Origin of the sequence: Nitrospina gracilis 3/211 (assembly GCF_000341545.2) — a bacterium.
In the GTDB taxonomy this organism is placed as follows: domain Bacteria; phylum Nitrospinota; class Nitrospinia; order Nitrospinales; family Nitrospinaceae; genus Nitrospina; species Nitrospina gracilis.
Window position 1 is genome coordinate 141068 of sequence record NZ_HG422173.1, and the last position, 20660, is coordinate 161727.

The 20660-nt window shown below is 57.3% G+C and carries 19 protein-coding genes; 14 read left to right on the plus strand and 5 right to left on the minus strand.

Annotated features, from left to right (window positions below; genetic code table 11):
- A partial coding sequence (locus TX82_RS16085; protein WP_187291881.1) for a fused MFS/spermidine synthase occupies positions 1-571 on the minus strand: 571 nt, incomplete at its 3' end.
- 129 nt (positions 572-700) lie between these two features.
- Here TX82_RS16085 and TX82_RS00690 point away from each other — a divergent pair.
- Together TX82_RS00690 and TX82_RS16090 are read left to right on the plus strand one after the other, a co-directional pair.
- On the plus strand, positions 701-1552 hold the full coding sequence (locus TX82_RS00690) for a PCP reductase family protein (protein WP_005011139.1): 852 nt from the start codon (positions 701-703) through the stop codon (positions 1550-1552).
- An 81-nt stretch (positions 1553-1633) separates the two neighbouring features.
- Entirely contained in the window at positions 1634-1771 is a 138-nt protein-coding gene (locus TX82_RS16090; protein WP_187291882.1) for a hypothetical protein, read from the plus strand.
- A gap of 70 nt (positions 1772-1841) precedes the next feature.
- Here TX82_RS16090 and TX82_RS00695 read toward each other — a convergent pair whose 3' ends face one another.
- The gene (locus TX82_RS00695) at positions 1842-2591 is read right to left on the minus strand and encodes a Nif3-like dinuclear metal center hexameric protein (RefSeq protein ID WP_005011142.1); all 750 of its coding nucleotides are present in this window, start codon (positions 2589-2591) and stop codon (positions 1842-1844) included.
- A gap of 68 nt (positions 2592-2659) precedes the next feature.
- On the opposite strand from TX82_RS00695, the gene TX82_RS00700 reads away from it, so the two are divergent.
- From TX82_RS00700 to TX82_RS00735, 8 genes are all read left to right on the plus strand, one after another.
- Positions 2660-3619 carry an ABC transporter permease gene (locus TX82_RS00700; RefSeq protein ID WP_005011146.1) on the plus strand — a complete coding sequence of 320 codons (960 nt, stop codon included), beginning with the start codon at positions 2660-2662 and terminating at the stop codon, positions 3617-3619.
- A 7-nt stretch (positions 3620-3626) separates the two neighbouring features.
- On the plus strand, positions 3627-4607 hold the full coding sequence (locus TX82_RS00705; protein WP_005011148.1) for an ABC transporter permease: 981 nt from the start codon (positions 3627-3629) through the stop codon (positions 4605-4607).
- 13 nt (positions 4608-4620) lie between these two features.
- Entirely contained in the window at positions 4621-6579 is a 1959-nt protein-coding gene (locus tag TX82_RS00710) for an ATP-binding cassette domain-containing protein (protein ID WP_005011150.1), read from the plus strand.
- Positions 6576-7124 (plus strand): SAM-dependent methyltransferase, encoded by a 549-nt coding sequence (locus TX82_RS00715; RefSeq protein ID WP_005011152.1) that lies wholly within the window; start codon positions 6576-6578, stop codon positions 7122-7124. The genes TX82_RS00710 and TX82_RS00715 overlap by 4 nt, the downstream gene beginning before the upstream one ends.
- A gap of 177 nt (positions 7125-7301) precedes the next feature.
- Positions 7302-8393, plus strand: a complete 1092-nt coding sequence (locus TX82_RS00720; RefSeq protein ID WP_005011154.1) for a response regulator — start codon at positions 7302-7304, stop codon at positions 8391-8393.
- Positions 8394-8553: 160 nt separating this feature from the next.
- On the plus strand, positions 8554-11202 hold the full coding sequence (locus TX82_RS00725) for a valine--tRNA ligase (protein WP_005011155.1): 2649 nt from the start codon (positions 8554-8556) through the stop codon (positions 11200-11202).
- A gap of 56 nt (positions 11203-11258) precedes the next feature.
- The gene (gene pepF, locus TX82_RS00730) at positions 11259-13067 is read left to right on the plus strand and encodes an oligoendopeptidase F (protein WP_005011157.1); all 1809 of its coding nucleotides are present in this window, start codon (positions 11259-11261) and stop codon (positions 13065-13067) included.
- Between the two features lie 247 nt (positions 13068-13314).
- Positions 13315-13950 carry a hypothetical protein gene (locus tag TX82_RS00735; protein WP_187291883.1) on the plus strand — a complete coding sequence of 212 codons (636 nt, stop codon included), beginning with the start codon at positions 13315-13317 and terminating at the stop codon, positions 13948-13950.
- Here the strand turns inward: TX82_RS00735 and dacB are convergent.
- A complete protein-coding gene (gene dacB, locus TX82_RS00740) occupies positions 13940-15472 on the minus strand; it encodes a D-alanyl-D-alanine carboxypeptidase/D-alanyl-D-alanine endopeptidase (protein WP_144079045.1) in 1533 nt (510 codons plus the stop codon). The genes TX82_RS00735 and dacB overlap by 11 nt on opposite strands.
- Positions 15473-15648: 176 nt before the next feature.
- Between dacB and TX82_RS00745 the strand changes: the two genes are divergently transcribed.
- On the plus strand, positions 15649-16647 hold the full coding sequence (locus TX82_RS00745) for an adenosine kinase (protein ID WP_005011165.1): 999 nt from the start codon (positions 15649-15651) through the stop codon (positions 16645-16647).
- Positions 16648-16660: 13 nt separating this feature from the next.
- Here the strand turns inward: TX82_RS00745 and TX82_RS00750 are convergent, their stop codons facing one another.
- Entirely contained in the window at positions 16661-17743 is a 1083-nt protein-coding gene (locus TX82_RS00750) for an MBL fold metallo-hydrolase (protein WP_042250210.1), read from the minus strand.
- Between the two features lie 110 nt (positions 17744-17853).
- Between TX82_RS00750 and TX82_RS00755 the strand changes: the two genes are divergently transcribed.
- From TX82_RS00755 to TX82_RS15875, 3 genes are all read left to right on the plus strand, one after another.
- A complete protein-coding gene (locus TX82_RS00755) occupies positions 17854-18180 on the plus strand; it encodes an outer membrane protein assembly factor BamE (protein WP_005011169.1) in 327 nt (108 codons plus the stop codon).
- A gap of 46 nt (positions 18181-18226) precedes the next feature.
- Positions 18227-18874, plus strand: a complete 648-nt coding sequence (locus TX82_RS00760; protein WP_005011174.1) for an HAD-IA family hydrolase — start codon at positions 18227-18229, stop codon at positions 18872-18874.
- 144 nt (positions 18875-19018) lie between these two features.
- Complete coding sequence (locus tag TX82_RS15875; protein WP_005011176.1) at positions 19019-19606, plus strand: hypothetical protein; 588 nt, start codon at positions 19019-19021, stop codon at positions 19604-19606.
- 42 nt (positions 19607-19648) lie between these two features.
- Here the strand turns inward: TX82_RS15875 and TX82_RS00765 are convergent, their stop codons facing one another.
- A complete protein-coding gene (locus tag TX82_RS00765) occupies positions 19649-20623 on the minus strand; it encodes a tetratricopeptide repeat protein (protein WP_005011178.1) in 975 nt (324 codons plus the stop codon).
- Positions 20624-20660 lie beyond the last annotated feature (37 nt).

Below are 20660 nucleotides of genomic sequence, written 5' to 3' on the forward strand. Positions count from 1 at the left end.
TCTGCAGAACGCCGAACAGCGAGATGAATACAAAGCCGGTGAGCAGGCACCCCACCGACGCCCCCAGCGTGTTCAGCGCATACAGATACCCCACCTGCGTGCCGAGGCGGGCGTCGTCGGTGACGTAATACTTGCTGATGATGGGAAGCGTCGCGCCCATGAATGTCGTCGGCACGAACATCAGCAGAAACGCCAGCAGAGCTTTGATGGCCGCGAACAGCACGGGCGAGTCCGGGACGAACTGGTGGAACCACGCGTAGAACACGTGGAACTTGTAGAAAATGAGGCTGAGCAGCGCCGCCGAGGCGAAGATCAGGATCTCGATGAATGCATAGACGACGAGCGGCGGGTGCTTTTCCTCCTCCACCGCGCGGTCGATGACATGGCCCCACACGTAACTGCCGAAGCCCAGCCCCGCCATGAACGCCGCAAGAACCACCGAAACGGAGTACACCGTGTGGCCGAACACGAGCGTCAGCATCCGCGTCCAGATGATTTCGTAAACCAGGGCCGTGATCCCCGAAACGAAGAAAAAGCCGTAAACCATTGGGGAACGGTGGATTGAGCTCATGCGCGCGGGGCCTTCCTGATCGTTGACATTGTAATGGGGGTGAAGTAGTGTAAAATCAGTCTGTTTCCGATGTGACCTTAAATCAAAAATGCGCTTTATTTCAAGCCCGCATTTTGGGAAAATACCGCTATGCAAGAAGATTACACAGCCCACGAAAAAGAAATCGAGGCCTCCGACCGCATCGATCACCCGTACGCCGACGAAAACGGCGTGGAGTGGACGGTCGAAGCCTGGGAGCGGGTCAAGCACGCGCCGGAGTTCGTGCGTCCCGGCATCCGCAAGTTGATGGTCCAGCGGGCCGTCAAGAGAAACTACAAATATATCACGTCCGACTTCCTCACAGAAATCCGCAACGAGTCGATGATGCTGGTCTCCAAGCGCGTCCGGCAGTTCGGCTTCGAGGAATTGTCGATGGGCGCGTTCGACGTCGCCAAGCAGAAGATGGCCGAGAGCCCGCGCAAGGTGGAAGTGATCGAGGAGATCCAGGACTTCCTCGCGCTCCGCACCGAAAAGAAAGAAGACATCGTCGACAAGTTCAAGAACTACATGGAATCCGCGCCGACCAGCGGCATGCCGTGGACGCAGGACGCCATGGAGAAGATGGAAAAGGTGCCGCCGTTCGTGCTGGGCATGGCCAAGCAGACCATCGAGGCGCGCGCCCGTCAGCGCGGCGACAAGATGGTGACGCCGGATATCATCGACGAAGTGTTCACCAACGTCATGCCCGCCTCCGCCAAGGAAGCGATGGGCATGGAAGTGACCGAAGAGGACAAACAACGCGACGTCGACTACGCCAACCAGCAGGACGACGAGCCGGATTTCGGCATGCCGTGGGACGACGACGCCAAGGCCAAGGTCATGCGCATCCCCATCCCGTTCATTCGAGAAATGGCGATCCAGCGCATCGAGCAGGAAGTGTCCAAGGAAAACGCCGAACGCGTGACCATGGACCTGTTCGAGAAATACCGCTTCTCGTTTTAATCACGGGCCGGCGGAACCCGGAGGGACCGGAAACAGGGCGGCATCGCCCACCTCCCTCCCGTACTTTGAAAGGAGCGCGTCATGACGTTCGCCAACGTGGATGGATTGCTGGTGCTGGGAATGATGGTGTTCGGCTTCAGCTTGTGGTTGTTCTCGAAAGGCGCGCCCACGCCGCAACGCATCCGGCGCGACGACGACCGCCGCTCCCGCAGGCGCTGACCGCACCGCACGATACCGAATAACACAAAACCGGAACCCCCGAGCGGGGTTCCGGTTTTTTTTGTTTGATTCACAAACCGGTCGGGTAGTCGAGGAAGGTGGTTTCCAGACCGAACTGCTCTTCGAGGTGTTTGCCCACGGCCTTCACGCCGCCGGTTTCGGTCGCATAGTGCCCGGCGAACATCAGGATGCACCCGTTCTCCATCGCATCGTGAAACTGGTAGGCATCGCCTTCGCCGGTGATGAAGCAGTCGAGTCCTTCACGGATGGCCTCGCCCAGAAGTTTCCCCGCGCCGCCGGTGACCAGCCCCACCGAACGGATCACCCCGTCGCCGATCACGCGCACGTTCGCGCTGAGCGCTTCGGACAACATGCCGCCCAGTTCGTGCCCCGTCTTCGGCGCAATCGTCCCGCGCAGGCCGATGTGCTGGCCGTCGTGAAAAGCGAATTCCTGCAGGTTGCCGAGGCCGATCACATCCGCCAGTTGACGGTTGTTGCCGAGCACCGGATGCACGTCCAGCGGGATGTGCGCCGAGTAGAGGCCGAGGTTGGCTTCCATCATGTGCGCGAGTTTTTTGTAATGCGCGCCGCGCACCGGTTGCAGTCCGCCCCAGAACAGTCCGTGGTGGACGAACATCATGTCGCATTCGGCGTCGATGGCCATGTCGATGGTGGCCTGGCAGGCATCGACGGCCAGCCCCACTTTTTTGATGTCGCCGGTGCGTTCCACCTGCAATCCGTTGACCGCGCGGGAGGCATCCTTGATATTATGGATGTCGAGAAGTTGGTCGAGGTAATGGCTGATCTGTATAATGTCCATGCTCGAAGTATAGCAAAATGCCGGGCCGGGGCAACCGACCGCAACGTCACAAATTTTAAAGCCGTTAAATGACCGCATTCATCATCCGCAATATCGGCCAGCGCATCATCCTGCTGGTGTTCATCTCCATCATCGCGCACACCATCGTGCACCTGGCGCCCGGCGAGCCGAGCCTGGTCGATCCCGCCAACCCGCGCATGAAGGCGGAAGACATCCAGCGTATCCGCGACGCCTTCCACCTCGACGACCCCATGCACGTGCAGTACTTCTACTGGATGCGCGACCTGTTCACCGGGCAGTTGAAATCGTTCAAGGACAACCAGCCGGTGCTGGCGAAAATCTGGGACCGTTTCCTGAATTCCCTGCCGCTGTTCCTCGTCGCCACGCTCATCACCTGGAGCATCGCGTTTCCCATGGGCATCAAGGCGGCGATCCACCGCAACTCGGCGTTCGACCGCTCGACCACGTTCCTCTCGTACGCATTGATCTCGATCCCCGGCTTCTTCCTCGCGTACATCCTCATCATCTTCGTGGTGCAGAACCTCAACGTGTCGGTGATCGGCAGGCAGACGTTCGGTTTCGAGGACGCGGGCCTGCTGTTTAAGTCGATGGACTACGTCTGGCACCTCACCCTGCCCTCCCTGATGACGGCCATCACCGGGCTCGCGGTGCTGTCGCGTTACGTGCGCTCGCAAATGCTGGAGGTGATCAATCAGGACTACATCCGCACCGCCCGCGCCAAGGGACTGGACGAAGACACGGTGATTTACCGCCACGGCCTGCGCAACGCCTTGTTGCCGTTCATCACCATGTTCGGCCTGATGATCCCCGGCCTCATCGGCGGGTCGGTTATTTTCGAAACCATCTTCGCCTGGCCGGGCATGGGACGCCTCGGCTACGAAGCGATCCTGGCGCGGGATTTCCCGGTGATCCTCACGCTCAACTTCATCGCCGCGGTGCTGACGCTCATCGGCACGCTGGTGTCGGACATCCTGTACGCGGTGGCCGACCCGCGCATCAAATTCTGAGGACCGTATGAACGAAGCCGCATCGCCCACAGCCGAAACGCTTGCCGCCGAAGGCATGGTGCCGGAGGAGACTCCGTTCCAGGAACGCTGGCGCGTCTTCAGTCGAAACAAAATGGCTCTGGCGTCGATGTGGTTCCTCGCGTTCCTGTTCGTCGTCGCCGTCGGCGGCAAACTGCTCACCATGCACCACGAGCGGTTCGATCCCACCACCGTGCGGCTGGCGGAAAAGTTCAAACCGCCCATGACTCCCTACAACACCGAACTGGTGAAGGAGGCCGAACGGCCTTTGATGGGCATCTATCTTCTGGGTACGGACGAGTTGGGGCGCGACGTGTTCGCACGCATGCTGGAAGGCACGTTCGTGTCGCTCACCGTCGGTTTCGTCGCCGTCGGCATTTCCGTCACCGTCGGCATTTTTTTGGGCGGGCTGGCGGGGTTTTACGGCCGGGTGCGGCTGGGATTCATCACCGTCGATACGATCATCATGCGTTTCGTGGACATTATGCTGTGCTTCCCGACGTTCTTCCTCATCCTCACCGTGGTGGCGCTGTTGCCGCCCAGCATCTACAACATCATGATCGTCATCGGCCTGACCAGCTGGATGGGCACGGCCCGGCTGGTGCGCGCCGAGTTCCTGGCGCTGCGCGAACAGGACTACGTCCTCGCCGCCAAGAGTCAGGCGATCCCGGAAATGCGCATCATCTTCCAGCACATCGTGCCGAACGCCATCGCGCCGGTGCTGGTGTCGGCGACCATCGGCGTGGCCACGGCGATCCTCACCGAGTCGGCTTTGAGTTTCCTCGGTTTCGGCGTGCAACCGCCGGACGCGACATGGGGCAACATCCTGTCCGACGGCAAGGCGTTCATCTTCGATGCGCCGTGGTTGACGTTCATTCCCGGCTTCACCATCCTGTTCGTGGTGCTGGCGTTCAACCTGTTCGGCGAAGGCCTGCGCGAAGCGTACAACCCCAAACTCCGCCAGCGGTGACTGTTTTCAATCCATGATCCAACTTCAGAATCTCAAAAAACAATACGGACCGAAGGTGCTGTTCGACGGCGTCGGGTTCCACCTCAAGCCCGGCGAGCGCGTCGGCCTCGTCGGCGAAAACGGCATGGGCAAGACGACCCTGTTCCGAGTCATCGTCGGGCAGGAGGAAATCGATGGCGGAATGGTTCATATCCGCAAGGGCGCACGCGTGGCCATGCTGTCGCAGGAGTTGGAGACGGTGAATCAAACCGTGCTGGAACGCGTGGTGGAGGGCGATGCTCGTTTCGCCGAAGTGCAGAAGGAAATGGAACGCCTGCACAACGACACGGCGTTCCACGACAGCAAACCGGAAGAATGGAGCCGCCGCTACGGCGACCTGCAACACGAGTTCGAACGCCACGGCGGTTATGAACGCGAGTCACGGGCGCAGTCGATTTTGTCCGGACTCGGTTTCCGCGCCGACCAGGTGAACAAACCGCTGGAGACGTTTTCCGGTGGCTGGCGCATGCGCGCCGAGCTGGCTCGCCTGCTCCTGCAAAGCCCGGACGTGCTCCTGCTCGACGAACCGACCAACCACCTCGACCTGCAATCGGTGGTGTGGCTGGAATCGTTTCTGAAATCGTATGAAGGCAGTCTGCTTTTGATCTCGCATGACCGGCGGTTTTTGAACGCGCTGGCCGGGCGCATTGCCGAACTCGACCGCGGCAAACTCACGGTGTACACGGGCAACTACGACGACTACGAACGGCAGAAGGCCGAGCGCATCGCGCAACTGGAAGCCGAAGCCGCCAACCAGCAGAGGCGCGTCGCCGAAATCGAGCGGTTCGTCGAACGCTTCCGCGCCAAAAACACCAAGGCGACGCAGGTGCAAAGCCGCATCAAGCAGTTGGAGAAGATGGAACGGGTGGAGACGCACCGCGGCACCAAGACCATCCACTTCCGTTTCCCGCAACCGGGCAGGACGGGCCGTATCGTGGCACGTCTGGAAAACGTGGACAAGGCGTACGGCCCGGTCACCGTGTACCGCGACTTTTCCATCCAGATCGAGCGCGGCATGAAGATCGCCTTGGTCGGACCCAACGGCGCCGGGAAATCGACGCTCCTCAAACTGCTGGCGGACCAGGTGCCCGCCGACGCCGGGACCATCGAGCTCGGCCACAACGTGACGCGCGCCTACTACGCCCAGCACCACGTCGAGACATTGAACCCGAAACACACCGTGTTGCAGTCTCTGGACGAAACCGCGCCACAGTTAACGCTCACCGAACAGCGCAACATCCTGGGCGCGTTCCTGTTTTCCGGTGACGACGTGGACAAGAGAGTCGGCGTGCTCTCCGGCGGCGAACGGTCGCGTCTGTCGCTGGCGCGCATGCTGGCCGCGCCCGCGCCGTTTCTCCTGCTCGACGAACCGACCAACCACCTCGACATCCGCTCGTGCGAAATCCTCGCGGCCGCACTTTCGGATTTCGACGGCACGGTGGTGACGATTTCCCACGACCGCTATTTCCTCGACGGGCTCATCAACCGCGTGTGGGAGGTGGACGGCGGACAAGTAAAAGAATACCTCGGCAACTTCAGCCATTACGAATGGATGAAACGAAAAGAGGAAGAACGCGCGGCGGAGGTGGAGCCGAAAACCCCTGCCTCCGAAACCGCCACACCCGCCCGCCGCGACAAGGAACAGAAACGCAAAGAAGCAGAAGAACGGAACCGGCGGTACCGTCAATTGAAACCGCTCAAGGAACGCGCCGAGGCGCTGGAGAAAAAGCTGGAGGACGTGATGGGTGAAAAGGCCGAACTGGAAGAACGGCTCGCCGACGCCGACATCTACCAGGACCGCAACAAGGACACGCTCCTGCAGGCCCTCACCAGGCAAAAGGAGTTGACCGCCGAGGAAAACGCCCTGCTCACCGAATGGGACCGGGTCCACTACGAGATCGAAGCTCTCTCCGACAACGCTTCCACCTCATGATCGCCGACGTTGCCTCGTTCCTGCTCCTTGCCCTGGCGCTTCTTCTTGCGTGGGTGGTGCTGGGTCCGGTGTTCTTCGGCGCGCCGTGGCACTGGACCGGCCAAGGCGCCCTGCGCCGCGCACTGGACCTCGCCGACGCCCAGCCCGGCGAGACGCTGGTCGATCTCGGATCCGGCGACGGACGCGTGCTCATAACCGCCGCCCGGGATTACGGCCTGAAGGGGGTGGGGATCGAGATCGATCCCGTCAAGGTCTGGGTCTCCCGCCTATGGGCGAAACTGTCGGGTGTGAGCGACCGCGTTGTCATCCACTGGGGCAACGTGGCAGACCACCCCTGCAAAGAAGCCGATATCGTGTACCTCTACCTCAGCCACCAGGCGGTGGACCGCCTGTTTCCGGCCCTATTTGCATCGCTCAAACCCGGCGCCCGGGTGGTAACCCAGCGCTTCTGCCTGCCGGGCCTGCGTCCGGACAAAATCGATTGCGGTGGCACCCTCTTCCTTTATACTGGACGGAAAGGACAGAACGTGGACGGGTACCGCTGATCCCCGGAAATTGGGCCTGCGGCGAAACTACAGTTTTCCCGTAAATCGCCGATATGGTAATAGTTTCCAACTCCTTATGCTATACTTCGGACATCGAACCCGTGTGATTTTGAGTGGGAGCCCCGGTGCCGGAGGGTTATTGGCTTTCGGTGATCCCGTGAATTCAAGGTTGCAGACATGAAACTCAAAATTCTCGTCGCTGACGACAGCATCAGCATCCAGAAACTGGTGGCCATGGCCTTCTACAACGAAGACATGGAAGTCGAGGGCATCAGCGACGGCATCAAGGCCTTCAATTACCTCTCCGATTACAAGCCCGATCTCGTCATGGCCGACATCTATCTCCCCGGCATGAACGGCTTCGAGTTGTCCAAGAAAATCAAGAATTCCGACGAATTCCAGAACATCCATGTCCTGCTTTTGACCAGCGATTTCGAGGAACTGGATGAGATCATGTACGCCGATTCGGAAGCGGACGGCTATATCTCAAAACCGTTCAAGACCGACGAGATCATCCGCATCGTCAAGCGGTTGTTGGACGGTGAGGCTGCGCCGGAACCCATCGCCGAGGAAGAAAACGAAGAATACGAAATCGAGGGATTCGACCCCAATTCCGAGGTCGAAGTGGAAGTGGATGCCGGGGACGAAATCGAAATCGAGGCGGTGGATGAAGAGAACGAGGGGGATGGACCGAATTGGATTGAGCTCTCCCCCGAAGACCTGGTTCCTCCGGACACTTCCCCAAAAGAGGAACCCCAGGCCGAAACCGCGGTAGAAGCCGTTTCGGATTCTATTGAATCCGGCGACTCGATTCCCGCTGCCGTGCCCGACAGACAGCAACGGCAGGCTGCCTTTCAGGAATCCATGGATGAACTGGACCTGTTTTTCCGCCAGTTGACGGAAACCACCGCAACCCGCGCACCCGCCGAGGAGCAGGAATCCGCCGAGCCACGGATCGAATCCCCCCCCCACCCGGACCTGATCCAGGAAGCGCTGGCGATGATGGGCGAGGAGTCGCCTTCCTCCAACGGCGGTCATGGCTCCACCCCAACCCGGGCGGAACCGGTTCCCGTACCCGGACTGAACGGCGATCCCCTGCAGGACGTCGTGCACCAGCACATTCGCTCGACCCTGCGAACGGAGATGGCCGGCCTCTCCGGCACCATCCGCGAGACCGTGCGGCAGGTGGTGGAGGAAGTGGCACCGGACATCATCCGGGAGGTGATTCAGGAAGAAATCGCACGCCTCAAGAAGTCGGAAACCCTCTGAACGAGAGCCCAAACTCCCGGGCACCCGGTTACAATCCAATCGCGCGTCGGCCCGGGCGCAGCACCCTTTAAAAAAATCGCTTTGAGATTTAAAGGGCCGGTGGCACACTTTCATTCCCCGTCATGACCTTGGGACACACGAAACACCCTTTTTTCGGTTTATGATTCAACTCGACAAGAAATACCAGCCGCAGGAAGTGGAGGACAAGTGGCTTCGCCACTGGGCGGAACACCGCCTGGCGCATGCCGATGAAACACGCGACGGCGAAACCTTCTGCATGGTCATCCCGCCGCCCAACATCACCGGCTCCCTGCACATCGGCCACGCCTTCAACAACACCCTGCAGGACATCCTCGCCCGCTGGAAACGCATGCAGGGGAAAAACACCCTGTGGCAGCCGGGCACCGACCATGCCGGCATCGCCACGCAGAACGTGGTCGAGCGCCAGCTCGCCGCCGAAGGCACGACGCGCCACGACATCGGCAGAAAAGCCTTCATCGAGCGCGTGTGGAAATGGAAAGGCGAGTCCGGCGGCAACATCAACAAGCAGCTGGTGCGGCTGGGCTGTTCGCTGGACTGGGAACGAGACCGCTTCACCATGGACGAGGGTTTGTCCAAAGCAGTGCGCGAGGTGTTCGTCACGCTCTATGAAGACGGGCTCATCTACAAGGGCGACTACATCATCAACTGGTGCCCCCGTTGCCAGACGGCGCTCTCGGATCTCGAAGTCGAGTACCAGGAAAAACAGGGGCACCTGTACCACATCCGCTATCCCTTTCAGAACGGTGGGGATCATGTCACCGTCGCCACCACGCGTCCGGAGACCATGCTGGGCGACACCGCGGTGGCCATCAACCCGGAAGACGAACGCCACGCCGGGAGAGGAGGCAAGATTCTGCTGCTCCCCATCCTCAACCGCGAACTGCCGATCATCGAGGACAGCTACGTCGATACCGAATTCGGCACCGGGGCGTTGAAAGTGACCCCCGCACACGACCCGAACGACTTCGAACTGGGCCGCCGGCACAATCTGCAATCAATTAATGTCCTGCATCCCGACGGCACCATGAACAGCGAGGCGGGACCGTTTGAAGGCCAGGACCGCTTCGAGGCGAGGAAGAACGTCGTCGAAGCACTCAAGGACCGCGACCTGCTGGAGAAGATCGAAGACCACACGCATTCCGTCGGCCACTGTTACCGTTGCAAGACGGTGGTCGAGCCGTACCTCTCCAAACAGTGGTTCGTGAAGACCGAGCCATTGGCCAAACCGGCCATCGAGGCCGTACGAAGCGAACAGATCAAAATTGTCCCGAAGTTCTGGGAAAACACGTACTTCGAGTGGATGGAGAACATCCGCGACTGGTGCATCAGCCGCCAGATCTGGTGGGGTCACCAGATTCCCGCGTGGAACTGCGGCGACTGCGGCGAGTTCACCGTCGCCCGCGAGACGCCCGCCGCCTGCAAACAGTGCGGCGGCAAGAAACTCACGCAGGAAACCGACGTGCTCGACACCTGGTTCAGTTCCGCCCTGTGGCCGTTCTCGACGCTGGGCTGGCCGGAGCAAACCGAAACGCTGAAGAAATTCTACCCGACGACGGTCCTCTGCACCGGTTTCGACATCCTGTTCTTCTGGGTGGCACGCATGATCATGATGGGCCTCCGGTTCCGGAAGGACATTCCGTTTGAATACGTTTACATCCACGCCCTCATTCGGGATGCCGAGGGACAGAAGATGAGCAAGACCAAGGGCAACGTCATCGATCCGTTGGTCATGATGGACAAGTACGGCACCGATGCGCTCCGCTTTACCCTGACGGCGTTCGCCGCACAGGGACGCGACATCAAGCTCGCCGAGGACCGTATCGACGGCTATCGTAATTTCTGCAACAAGCTGTGGAACGCGTCGCGCTTCGTGTTCATGAACCTGGAAGATTACACCGGCACCTGCGATTTGCAGGAACACACCGACCGCAGTCTTGCCGACCGCTGGATTCTGAGCCGCCTGAACAAAACCTGCACCGAGGTCAACGCGGCGCTGGAAGCATTCCGCTTCAACGACGCCGCCAACGCCATTTACAAATTTTTGTGGAACGAGTACTGCGACTGGTACATCGAACTGTCGAAGTCACGCTTAAATGGCTCCGGGCCCGAACGCACCACCACGCAGAATGTCATGCTTTACGTGCTGGAGTCGTCGCTGAAACTCCTGCACCCCGTCATGCCGTTCATCACCGAAGAGATCTGGCAGAAACTACCGCGCGAGGGGGTGAGCATCATGGTCGCGCGTTACCCGTCACCCGATCCCTCGCTGAACGACGAAAACGCGGAAAAGGCATTACAGGTGGTGATGGACGTCATCACCCGGGTGCGCAACATCCGCGGCGAAATGAACTTCAACCCCGGTCAAATGCTGGAGGTCCACATCAAGACATTCGATAAAGACCAGGAGCGCTTGATCGAAAATAACAATGGGTATATCAGGGATTTGGCACGGGTTTCGGAAATGATTCTCGGTCCCAATATCGAAAAACCGAAAGCCGCCGCGTCCGCAGTTTTAACAGGGCTGGAGCTTTATGTCCCTCTGAAAGGGTTGATGGATTTCGACGAGGAGAAAAAGCGGGTCGAAAAAGAGTTGAAAAAAATCGACAAAGACATGGTATTCTTAAAGAAGAAACTATCCAACCCAAACTTCGTAGACAAGGCGCCTCCCGAAGTCATCGCAAAGGATCAGCAAAGGCTTGAAGAGTTGTCCGAAAAGCAGGCCAAATTGCAGATTCATTTAAAAACGATTGTTGAAGCGACGTCCTGATTCAATCCCCTGCATCGTATTGACGTCTTGATCTTGTTTCGTGGCCGGACTCACGCATGGATGCCACCAGTGAACTGTTGACCCGTGACCAGGTTCCCGAGAACGCAAAGTGGGACCTGAAGGGCCTCTACTCCTCGAATGAAACGTGGGAAGCGGATTTCCTCTCGTTGGAATCTCAACTGGAAACCTACGCTACCTACCAGAGCACGCTTGGGGAGTCCCCCGCGCGGCTGAAGCAGTGCCTCAAGTTTGATATGCAATTTTCGCAGACGCTGGATGCGGTGTACACCTACGCGCACCTTCGAAGCGACGAGGACAAGACGCATCCCGGCAACCAGGCGAATCACGAACGGGTGTCGCGGCTGCTCACGCAATACCAGCAGGCGCGCAGTTTCATCAGTCCGGAGTTGATGGCGATTCCGGAAGAGACGATGAAGACGTTCCTGGAAGACCCGGAACTGGAGTTCTTCCGTTTTCATCTCGAAAAGGAACTGCGGTACCGTCCGCACACGTTGCCGAAATCCGAAGAGGCGCTGTTGGCCTCGGCCTCGGAGGTGGCACAGTCGCCGCAAAAAGCGTTCACCATGCTGGACAACGCCGACCTGCAACTGGGGTCGGTTGAAGACGCCGAGGGGCGCCGGATCACGATCACGCACGGCAATCTGCAAAGCCTTCTGCAGAATTACGACCGCAACCTGCGCAAAAACACGTTTGAGACGTTTTACAAGGCTTACGAGGCACACCAGCACACGTATGCGGCTTTGCTGGCAGGCAGTATCAAGAAGGATATTTTTTTCACGCAGGCACGGAAGTTTCCATCGGTTCGCGAGAAGGCGTTGTTTTCGGAAAACATTCCGGTGGAGGTGTACGACAACCTGATCGACACCGTCCACAACAACCTGAAACCGCTGTACAAGTATTTTGACCTGCGCAAGCGTGTGCTGGAACTTGATGAACTGCACGTGTACGACGGAAGCGTGCCGCTGGTGCGCGACTTCAAGTGGGAGATGCCCTACGAAGAGGCGGTGGAGGACATTGCCCAGGCTCTTGCGCCCCTGGGGGAAGAATACGTCAATACCCTCAAGCGCGGCCTGCTCGACGAGCGCTGGGTGGACCGGTACGAAAACAAGGGCAAGCGCAGTGGCGCGTATTCATCCGGGTGTTACGACTCGAACCCGTTCATCCTTATGAATTACCACAGCGACCACATCAACAGCGTCTATACGCTGGCGCACGAGGCCGGCCACTCGATGCACACGTACCTGTCGAAGAAAAACCAGCCGTTTTTGTACGCGGACTACACGATCTTTGTGGCGGAGGTGGCGTCCACCTTCAATGAAGCGCTATTGACCCGCTATTACCTCGGCCGCGAATTGAGCCGGGAGATGAAAATCTACCTGCTCTGTCGGGAAATCGACAACTTTCGCGGCACCCTGTACCGGCAGACCATGTTTGCCGAGTTCGAACACCGCATTTACGCGGCGGCGGAAGCCGGAAAACCGCTCACCGTGGACACCTTCAAGGCGCTGTACCACGAACTGCTGACGGTTTACTTCGGCGAGGGGGTCACACTGGACCCGTGCCTCGACCTGGAATGCTTCCGCATCCCGCATTTTTATTTCGGCTTTTACGTGTACAAATACGCGACCGGAATTTCCGCCGCGTATGCGCTGGCCGAACGGGTGACCCAAGGCGGCAACGCCGAACTGGCGGACTACCTGGGCTTTTTGAAGTCGGGCGGCTCCGCTTACCCGATTGACCTTCTCCGCAACGCCGGGGTGGACATGGGTTCGCCAAAACCCGTAGAAACCGCGCTCGGCAAGTTCACCGACCTGGTGGACCAGCTCGAAACGCTGATGGGTTGAAACCCTGCCCCCGGCCAGCAACGCGGACGGTCAAACAGTCCCGGTTCGACATTCCCTGCACAACGGAGGCCTGTCGTTCCGATTAAAAACCTTTCGTAAAGGAACTCAGATCTTGCGAAATTCCAATTCCACGAACCAACCCAACCGGCAGAACAAAAATCGTCCCCGGTCCGGGAAAAACAACGACCAAGGCAACCGTCAGCGTTCTCAAGGCCCCGCCCGCAACCGGCAGGCCACGGAAATGTGGATGGACTCGAAGACCCTGACCTCGCACATACCTCAGGCAAACCGGTCCAACCAGAAATCCAACGGACGCCGCAACGATTCCCAGAACAACGGCAACGGCCGTCATAAAAACCACAATCAGAACGGTCCGCAGAAAAACCGCGCGTCCACCAATCGGCAGGACAACCAGAACCGCCCGCGCAACGACCGCAATCAATCCCGCCCGGCACAGCAGACCGAGCCACGCGCACAGACAGCACCGCGCAACGGCGATACCGCTTCGTCCGCTCCGTCGGGCAAACTGGTTGCGGGCATCGAACCGTTCGAGCTGTTCTGCGCGTACCACCTGGGCATCACCCGGGACAAGGGTTACAAGCCGTCCAACATCAACGAAGTCGCACGACGCTTCAACAGTGAACCGGCCATGGTCAAGCAGGCGCTGCAGGAATACGACATGGATCCGGGCTCTTTGCTCGACCGCGACTTCGACATGGCACTTGCGCAGTTGGACATCCAGGTGGCTCCGGAAGGAGTGGACCGGAAGGAACTCGCTAAAAACATTTACGAGGATTTTCAGAACGCCCCGCGCGCCAAGCGGGACTGGAAAAAGCTGCTGGAAGAGGACAGGAAGGAAAACCAGAAGATTTTCAGGGATTGATTGGGAAGGTTTCCACCTTTTGGTTCGACGGTGCCCCTGCGTCCGCACCACCACTCCGTTTGAAACGCAGGGCCAGGTCCAGAATATCGTCCTCCAGTTTCATGGCCTTTCCGTTCGAACAATTCAAATCGTTCAATAAAATCGAAAACGCAAAGCGTTCTCCATCCATCGACTGAAAATACCCCGACAACGCGCTGACGTGGTTCAGCGTGCCCGTCTTCGCCCGGATTTTCTGCGCGTCCCGGATGCCGTTCATGCGGTCGATCACGCTGCCGTCGATGCCCATCACCCCCAAGGCGGCAATGAACTCCGGAAAGATGGCGAGGTCGCGGTACGCGTCCTCCAGCACCGCCACGATCTGATCCGGCGACACCATGTTCTGCCGCGACAGGCCCGACCCATCCACCACATTGTAACGGTCGTCATCGAATCCCAGGCTTCGCATGTACGCTTTCACCAGCTTCACACCGTTTTCCGTGGTGCCCGGCGCGCCATACACATCCGCCGCCATCGTGCGAAGAATCTGCTCGGCGATGAAGTTATTACTGAACTTGTTGAGCCCGCGCAGGATGTCGGCCAGAGGCGGCGACTCGTGTTCGTAGAGAAGCCGCGCACCATCCACCACCCGGCCGCGCTCCAGGCCGCCTTCCACCGTCACCCCGGCCTGCTCGAGGTATTTGCGGAACACGTGCAGGGTGTACCACTGGGGGTCGGTGACATTCAGAAAATATTTCTTGCGCGCCATGGTTTTCGGCAGGGTGCCGGTGACGATGATTTCATCGTAGCCGCGCCGGGGCAACCGGTTGACGATCAACCGTTCGTGATCACGCCGGTTCCCCACCGTCCGCGCCGTGTTGTGGATGCGGATGTATTCGGTTGCGGGGTCCACCACCACGACAGGCGGCTCGCCTGCAACGGGCGCCGGTTCCACGTACACGGTGACGGTGTTGAAGTTGAAGGACAACGCCCCCATCGGCGCGAGGTACGCCTCCGGCCCGCGATAATTCGCCCACGTCGCCACGCGCTCCTGGTCCTCAAAAAAATGATTGTCGGCGATGAGGTTGCCTTCAATTTTCTTGATCGGCAGGTTTCGCAACCCGTTGACCAGCACCCACATCTGTTCCGTCACCAGCCACGGGTCGCCGAAGCCTTTGATGAACAGGTCGCCCTTTAATGTGTCACCTTCAATTCTGCCGTTGGTGTACAGCCGCGTGAAGAAACGGTAGTCCGGCCCGACGCGTTTCAGCGCCATGGCTGAGGTGATCATCTTCATGTTCGAGGCGGGCGTGAACAGCACGTTGCTGTTTTTGGAAAGCAACGTCGTTTTGCGTTCGAGCGAGTACACCTTCATACCGATGCGTGTGGTTCCGTTGCAGTCGCGTTGCAAAACGGATTCGATGTCCGACCACAACTGCACCGCCGCGGGATCGTCGTCCATAGGCTGTGCCGCCGCCACTGCGGCCCACGCCAACGCCGCAAGAACTACCAACAATTGATTGATTTTTATCATTTTATTCAACATGGCCTTCAGATTTTACAAAGGACCCGCGGGCATTGCAATCTTTCATTGGCTTCCACCCAGGGCAACACCCGGGAACAACGCGTTTTTCGCCGCCCGGTTGACCTCCGCCGCCGCATGCGGTAGTTTTAAACCCTCACCCGGAATACAATGCATCCCATAACAAGGTTAGGAGGAACATGAGCTACGATCTGGTTGGCATCGGCAATGCGCTGGTGGACATTGAAGTGCGCGTCAAGGACGATTTCATTCAACAGTACAAGTTCACCAAAGGGGGCATGACCCTGACCTCGCTGGAGGACCAGAACAAACTGCTGGAGGAATTCGACGGCGCGGCGCACAAAATCTCTTCCGGCGGATCGGCCGCCAACACAGTGCACGGCATGCGCGTGCTCGGCGCCAACACGTATTACCTCGGTCGTGTGGCCGACGACCGCTACGGAAAACACTACACGGAGGACATGCAGTCCTGCGGCGTGGGCTTTCCGGGTCCGGACGCGGCGGATACAGGCACCGGCACCTGCCTCATCCTCGTCACGCCGGACAGCGAACGCACCATGCTCACGAATCTCGGCATCTCCTGCGAACTGCACCCGGACAATGTCGACGAAACCATCGTCAAAACCGCCAAAACGGTTTACATCGAAGGCTACCTGTGGACCGGCGACGAAACCCGCGCGGCGGCGATCAAGATGGCCGATATCGCGCGCAAGAACCGCATCCCCGTCGCCTTCACCTTAAGCGACGCGTTCGTCGCCAACACGTTCAAGGAAGACCTGCTCGATTTCATCCGGTGGAAAACCGACATCCTGTTCTGCAACGACGTCGAGGCAAAAGCCATGGCCGATTCGGAGGATGCCGAAAAAGCGTTCGACAAATTGAAGCACCTTGCGGGAACCGTCTTCATGACGCGCGGCAAGGAAGGCTCCTGGGTGGGCAGGGACGGCGATGACACCATCGCCGTCAACGCGTTCACGGTGAAGGCGGTGGACACCACCGGCGCGGGCGACCTCTACGCCGCAGGCGCGCTGTACGGACTCAACCAGGGCCTCAGCCTCAAAGAGTCGGCCATCATCGGTTCCTACTGCGCGGCCCAGGTGGTGACGCATTTCGGCGCGCGCATGCCTGCGCACTCGCACACCGACATCAAAAAAATCCTGGAAAGTTATTCGGAGTGAGCCCGGAAGGATATCAGGGTTGGGGACCGGTCTTCGGTCCGCCGGCCGTATCCGCGGGCGGTGCTGGCGGAATGTGTTTGGCCACCCAGGCTCGGCAGTGCGCCGGCCCCAGTTCGCGGAACCCTTTCAACCGCCCGCCCCAGTGCATGGCCAGCAGGCGGTAGCATTCGCGCGCCAGCAGGTCCTCCTTTTCACGAAGCCGTTCCGGCTCGACCCGGATTGAGGTACCGAGCCAGGCGTCCTCGCCGAAAACACGCATGGCGGCGAAGCGGAACGCGCGGTAGCCGTCTTCATAAAACTTGAGGGTGCGTTTCAGGTCGTCGTGTGAACCGGGCCGGTCGCCGTGTCCCGGCACATAGGCGAGGAAATCCATCTGGTTCAACCGTTCCAGCACCAAAACCCGGCGCTCGATGGGCTCGCCTTTTTCCAAATGCGGCACCCAGTTGGGAATGGCACGGTCGGGAAGCAACCCCACTTTCAGGTCCGGCACGAGCACCAGCGTGTCGCCGTTGCCTTCGCCGCCGATGTGGTGTAATTCCAGCGTCATGAATTCGGTCGCCAGCCGGTAATCAGTGGTGAAGCTCATGTGCGGCAGCGGGACCTTTGCGGGGTTGTTTTGCTTCAGGCGGAGGGCGATGACCTCCTGCGCGATGACCGTCACCTTGTCGCCGAAGCGCGAGGCGTCGCCGATGTGCCGCGGGCTGTCGTTGGAATACACGATCACCGTCACCGGAAGTTCCGTCACCTCACGCATGGCTTTTTTGATGAGTTCCGCCGAGCCGAAAAGGGGATCGACCAGCACCACCCCGTCCGCCGTCACGGCAAACAGGGTGCAATCGGTGCCGTTCGAAAAAAAGTACACGTCCTTGGCCAGCGGTTTCAGCAGGTAACCTTTTTCCGGAAGCGTGGACAGCACCCCCTCCTTATCCGAAAACGCGGAAACGGGTTCGATCAACGCGTGCAGGGGATGGTTTTCTTCGGGAACGCTTTTTTGAACGGCGGGTTTGGTTGCACAGCCCCACCCGAAACCCACAAAAACCAGAAACAGCAGAACGAACGTACGGCTGGCGGGACCCATGCGGCGGGGATTATACATTTTCGCGGGAATTTGATACACTGCTCGTGACTTTCTCCAAATACGAGGCGACCGTTTACAAAGTATTGCAGGCATTTCGCCGCCTGGCAACCTAATTTGAGGAGGCCCCGATGGATCGACGACGCATTTCCCTTTTTGCTGTACTTGTGATGCTGGCTGGACTGACCGCCTGCGGCACCGTGGGCCGCGACTTCGACAACACGAACGTCGAAAACATCCACAACAACGTCACCACCAAAGCCATGATCGAGGAATGGTTCGGCGAACCTCATTCCACCGGCCTGCAGAACGGCCTGATGATGTGGACATATCAATACGACCGCTACAGCGCGTTCGGCAAGGACTGCTCGAAAGAACTGGTGGTGTTGTTCGATGCGAACGAAAAAGTGAAAGCCTACCGTTACAGCACCAACATCGAAGAAGACAAGAAAGAATAACGCCCCCTCCCCCGCCTTCCCGGCGGGGTGGAACGCATCTTCCCTCATGACCCCATTTTCGCTTTACGTGTTTGACTTCGACGGCACGCTCGTTGACACCAAGCTCGACATCGCCCATTCGGTCAACCTCGCCCTGCAGGAAATGGGACGCGAGCCGTTGCCCAAGGAAGTCACCTTCGGCTACGTCGGCCGCGGCGTGCGCCACCTCATGACGCAGGCGCTGAACGGCGACGGCGGTGACAGCGATCTCGAACGCGCCGTCTCGCTGTTCATGAAGCATTACGAACAGCACCTGATGGACCAGACCGACTTCTTTCCCCACTGCCGCGACCTCATGGATCACTACGCGGACAAACAACTCGCCGTGGTGTCCAACAAACCGGAAAAATTTGTCGAGCGGATCCTGGTCGAACTGAACAGCCGGGAGGCGTTCCAGAGCATCGTCGGCGGCGACACGTTCGAGAACAAGAAACCGGACCCGATGGGCCTGCGTCATGTGATGCAGGTGGCGGGATTGAATCCGGAGGACGTGCTGATGGTGGGCGACAGCGAGGTGGATGTCGCCACCGCCCGCGCGGCGGGCGTGAAAGTGTGCGGCGTCACCTACGGCCACGCATCAAGGGAAGAGATGGCATCCTACCACCCCGACTGGCTCATCGACGACATCCGCGAGATGAAGGAGTTGTTTGGATGAACAAAGCTTTTCTAAATTTAAATTATTAATTTGTTTTTTAAGATAATTAAGGAACCCTCTTAAAAAGAATGCATTTTTAACAGATTGAAAATATACCTTAAGAAAGGTTTTGAAAAAGCTTTGCGCAACTAAGGGTTCTCATAAATGGTCTATCCAGATTTAAATTGGTATACCTCTATTAGCAAGGAAAATAGTCTGATTCCACGTTGCCCCTTCGCTACCGTTACTGAATGCCCTAGGTTTTTTCAAAGTCTTTCTTTATTAAAAGAGCTGGGGACAACCGAATTATCTCCTCAAGAGGACGAAAAACTTCTCAACCTATGGGAAAAATCTGATCTTTGGCCAAAAATTAAAGAGGAGGCTACTTCCGTATGGGGTGGGAAATATAAAAATTTATCGAACTTCTGCCCGGAAGTTTCATACTTAAGATACGGTTTATTTGCGTCCGATTTACATAGTTATAGCGATGAAATAGACTTAGAAGTAGCACACCACCGACTTGGGAATCAGAAAAGTTTAGTTGAAGATTGGAGGTGGGAATGGGAAAAAATAAGAGAAATGCACTATACCGACTGCCCCTTATATTCACCTCTAAAGTTTCGCTCAAGTCTCAATTCTAAAACTGAATCAAAAATATTGAGCTTAACCCCTAGTCTCTACGGAATAAAATTGGATATACCGGCTTTGTGGCACCGTAAAATAAAGCCATGGTTAGATCGTCTAATACGTTAACCACATTTGAGAAAAAGGCTAACTGCACATTAAATATACAAATTAATTCTTTCGATGCTTTTCCATCCATTCTCTGGCTAACCTTTGCGCTTCGGCGACTTGCTCTTTTGTCATAAGTTTTTCAACTTGATCCCTATTGATTCGACCAAATGAATATCCCATTGCTGACCCAATATTAAACCACATGTGAGCTTTTATATAATCTTGAGGAAAACCTTTCCCATTTGAATACATTAGCCCAAGGCTATTAAAAGCATTACCAAATGAATATTCTGAAAACAAATGATTCCAAAACTCAAGCTCAATTGGAAGCTTAGCCACTTCCCGTTTTGCGGCCTCACGGTACCATTTGATTGCCTCTCTATAATTTTGAGGCATACCTATCCCATATTCATACATGTAACCAAGCTTAAATTGGGCAATCGGAAAATCTTGATCGGCCGCCTTGCGATACCATTTAATAGCCTCCGCATAATCTTGTGAGGGCCACCAAATATTATCGTCTTCAAATAATTCCCCAAGAAGATATTGAGCCAATACATTATTCCCCTGATCTGCAGCCTTACGATACCAATGATAGGCTTCCTTATTTTCCTTGCTTACAAGCTCGTTATACTTCTCTTGAGACCAATCTTGGGACCAATCAAATGAATTTATATTGTGTAATTCTCTCCGATCATATATCCGTCCTAACTTTGCCTGAGCCATAGAACTTCCCTGCTCTGCAGCTTCACGAAAGGATTTAGCTGCCTTACGAAACCATTCTAAAGATTTTTTCAAATCTTTAGAAAAATTTTCCCCACGCAAGTACATAAATCCCAAAAGCCACTGTGCATCTGCATTACCTTGATTTGCACATGACCTAAGCTTTCCGTACTCGCTGTGTTTATAAGCTTCAAAAGCGTTACATTTATGTTCCTGAGCATTAAGCGGTGTTATAAAAATTAGAATAACGGTAATAGCTATAAAAAATTTAGGTAACTGCAAAGAATTTGCCTCAAAAGTAATTTGCTGCATTGTCAGCTTTTTATATGATTCGAAAGATCCAAGTTAA

Bases quoted from the DNA above. Each gene is read 5' to 3' on its own strand.
- TX82_RS00720 (WP_005011154.1), top strand. From the start codon at position 7,302: ATGAAACTCAAAATTCTCGTCGCTGACGACAGCATCAGCATCCAGAAA.
- TX82_RS00725 (WP_005011155.1), top strand. From the start codon at position 8,554: ATGATTCAACTCGACAAGAAATACCAGCCGCAGGAAGTGGAGGACAAG.
- TX82_RS00750 (WP_042250210.1), bottom strand. From the start codon at position 17,743: ATGTATAATCCCCGCCGCATGGGTCCCGCCAGCCGTACGTTCGTTCTG.
- TX82_RS00715 (WP_005011152.1), top strand. From the start codon at position 6,576: ATGATCGCCGACGTTGCCTCGTTCCTGCTCCTTGCCCTGGCGCTTCTT.
- TX82_RS00700 (WP_005011146.1), top strand. From the start codon at position 2,660: ATGACCGCATTCATCATCCGCAATATCGGCCAGCGCATCATCCTGCTG.
- TX82_RS00695 (WP_005011142.1), bottom strand. From the start codon at position 2,591: ATGGACATTATACAGATCAGCCATTACCTCGACCAACTTCTCGACATC.
- TX82_RS00760 (WP_005011174.1), top strand. From the start codon at position 18,227: ATGACCCCATTTTCGCTTTACGTGTTTGACTTCGACGGCACGCTCGTT.
- TX82_RS00710 (WP_005011150.1), top strand. From the start codon at position 4,621: ATGATCCAACTTCAGAATCTCAAAAAACAATACGGACCGAAGGTGCTG.
- TX82_RS00705 (WP_005011148.1), top strand. From the start codon at position 3,627: ATGAACGAAGCCGCATCGCCCACAGCCGAAACGCTTGCCGCCGAAGGC.
- TX82_RS00755 (WP_005011169.1), top strand. From the start codon at position 17,854: ATGGATCGACGACGCATTTCCCTTTTTGCTGTACTTGTGATGCTGGCT.
- TX82_RS00745 (WP_005011165.1), top strand. From the start codon at position 15,649: ATGAGCTACGATCTGGTTGGCATCGGCAATGCGCTGGTGGACATTGAA.
- TX82_RS15875 (WP_005011176.1), top strand. From the start codon at position 19,019: ATGGTCTATCCAGATTTAAATTGGTATACCTCTATTAGCAAGGAAAAT.
- dacB (WP_144079045.1), bottom strand. From the start codon at position 15,472: ATGTTGAATAAAATGATAAAAATCAATCAATTGTTGGTAGTTCTTGCG.
- TX82_RS00765 (WP_005011178.1), bottom strand. From the start codon at position 20,623: ATGCAGCAAATTACTTTTGAGGCAAATTCTTTGCAGTTACCTAAATTT.
- TX82_RS00690 (WP_005011139.1), top strand. From the start codon at position 701: ATGCAAGAAGATTACACAGCCCACGAAAAAGAAATCGAGGCCTCCGAC.
- pepF (WP_005011157.1), top strand. From the start codon at position 11,259: ATGGATGCCACCAGTGAACTGTTGACCCGTGACCAGGTTCCCGAGAAC.
- TX82_RS00735 (WP_187291883.1), top strand. From the start codon at position 13,315: ATGGACTCGAAGACCCTGACCTCGCACATACCTCAGGCAAACCGGTCC.
- TX82_RS16090 (WP_187291882.1), top strand. From the start codon at position 1,634: ATGACGTTCGCCAACGTGGATGGATTGCTGGTGCTGGGAATGATGGTG.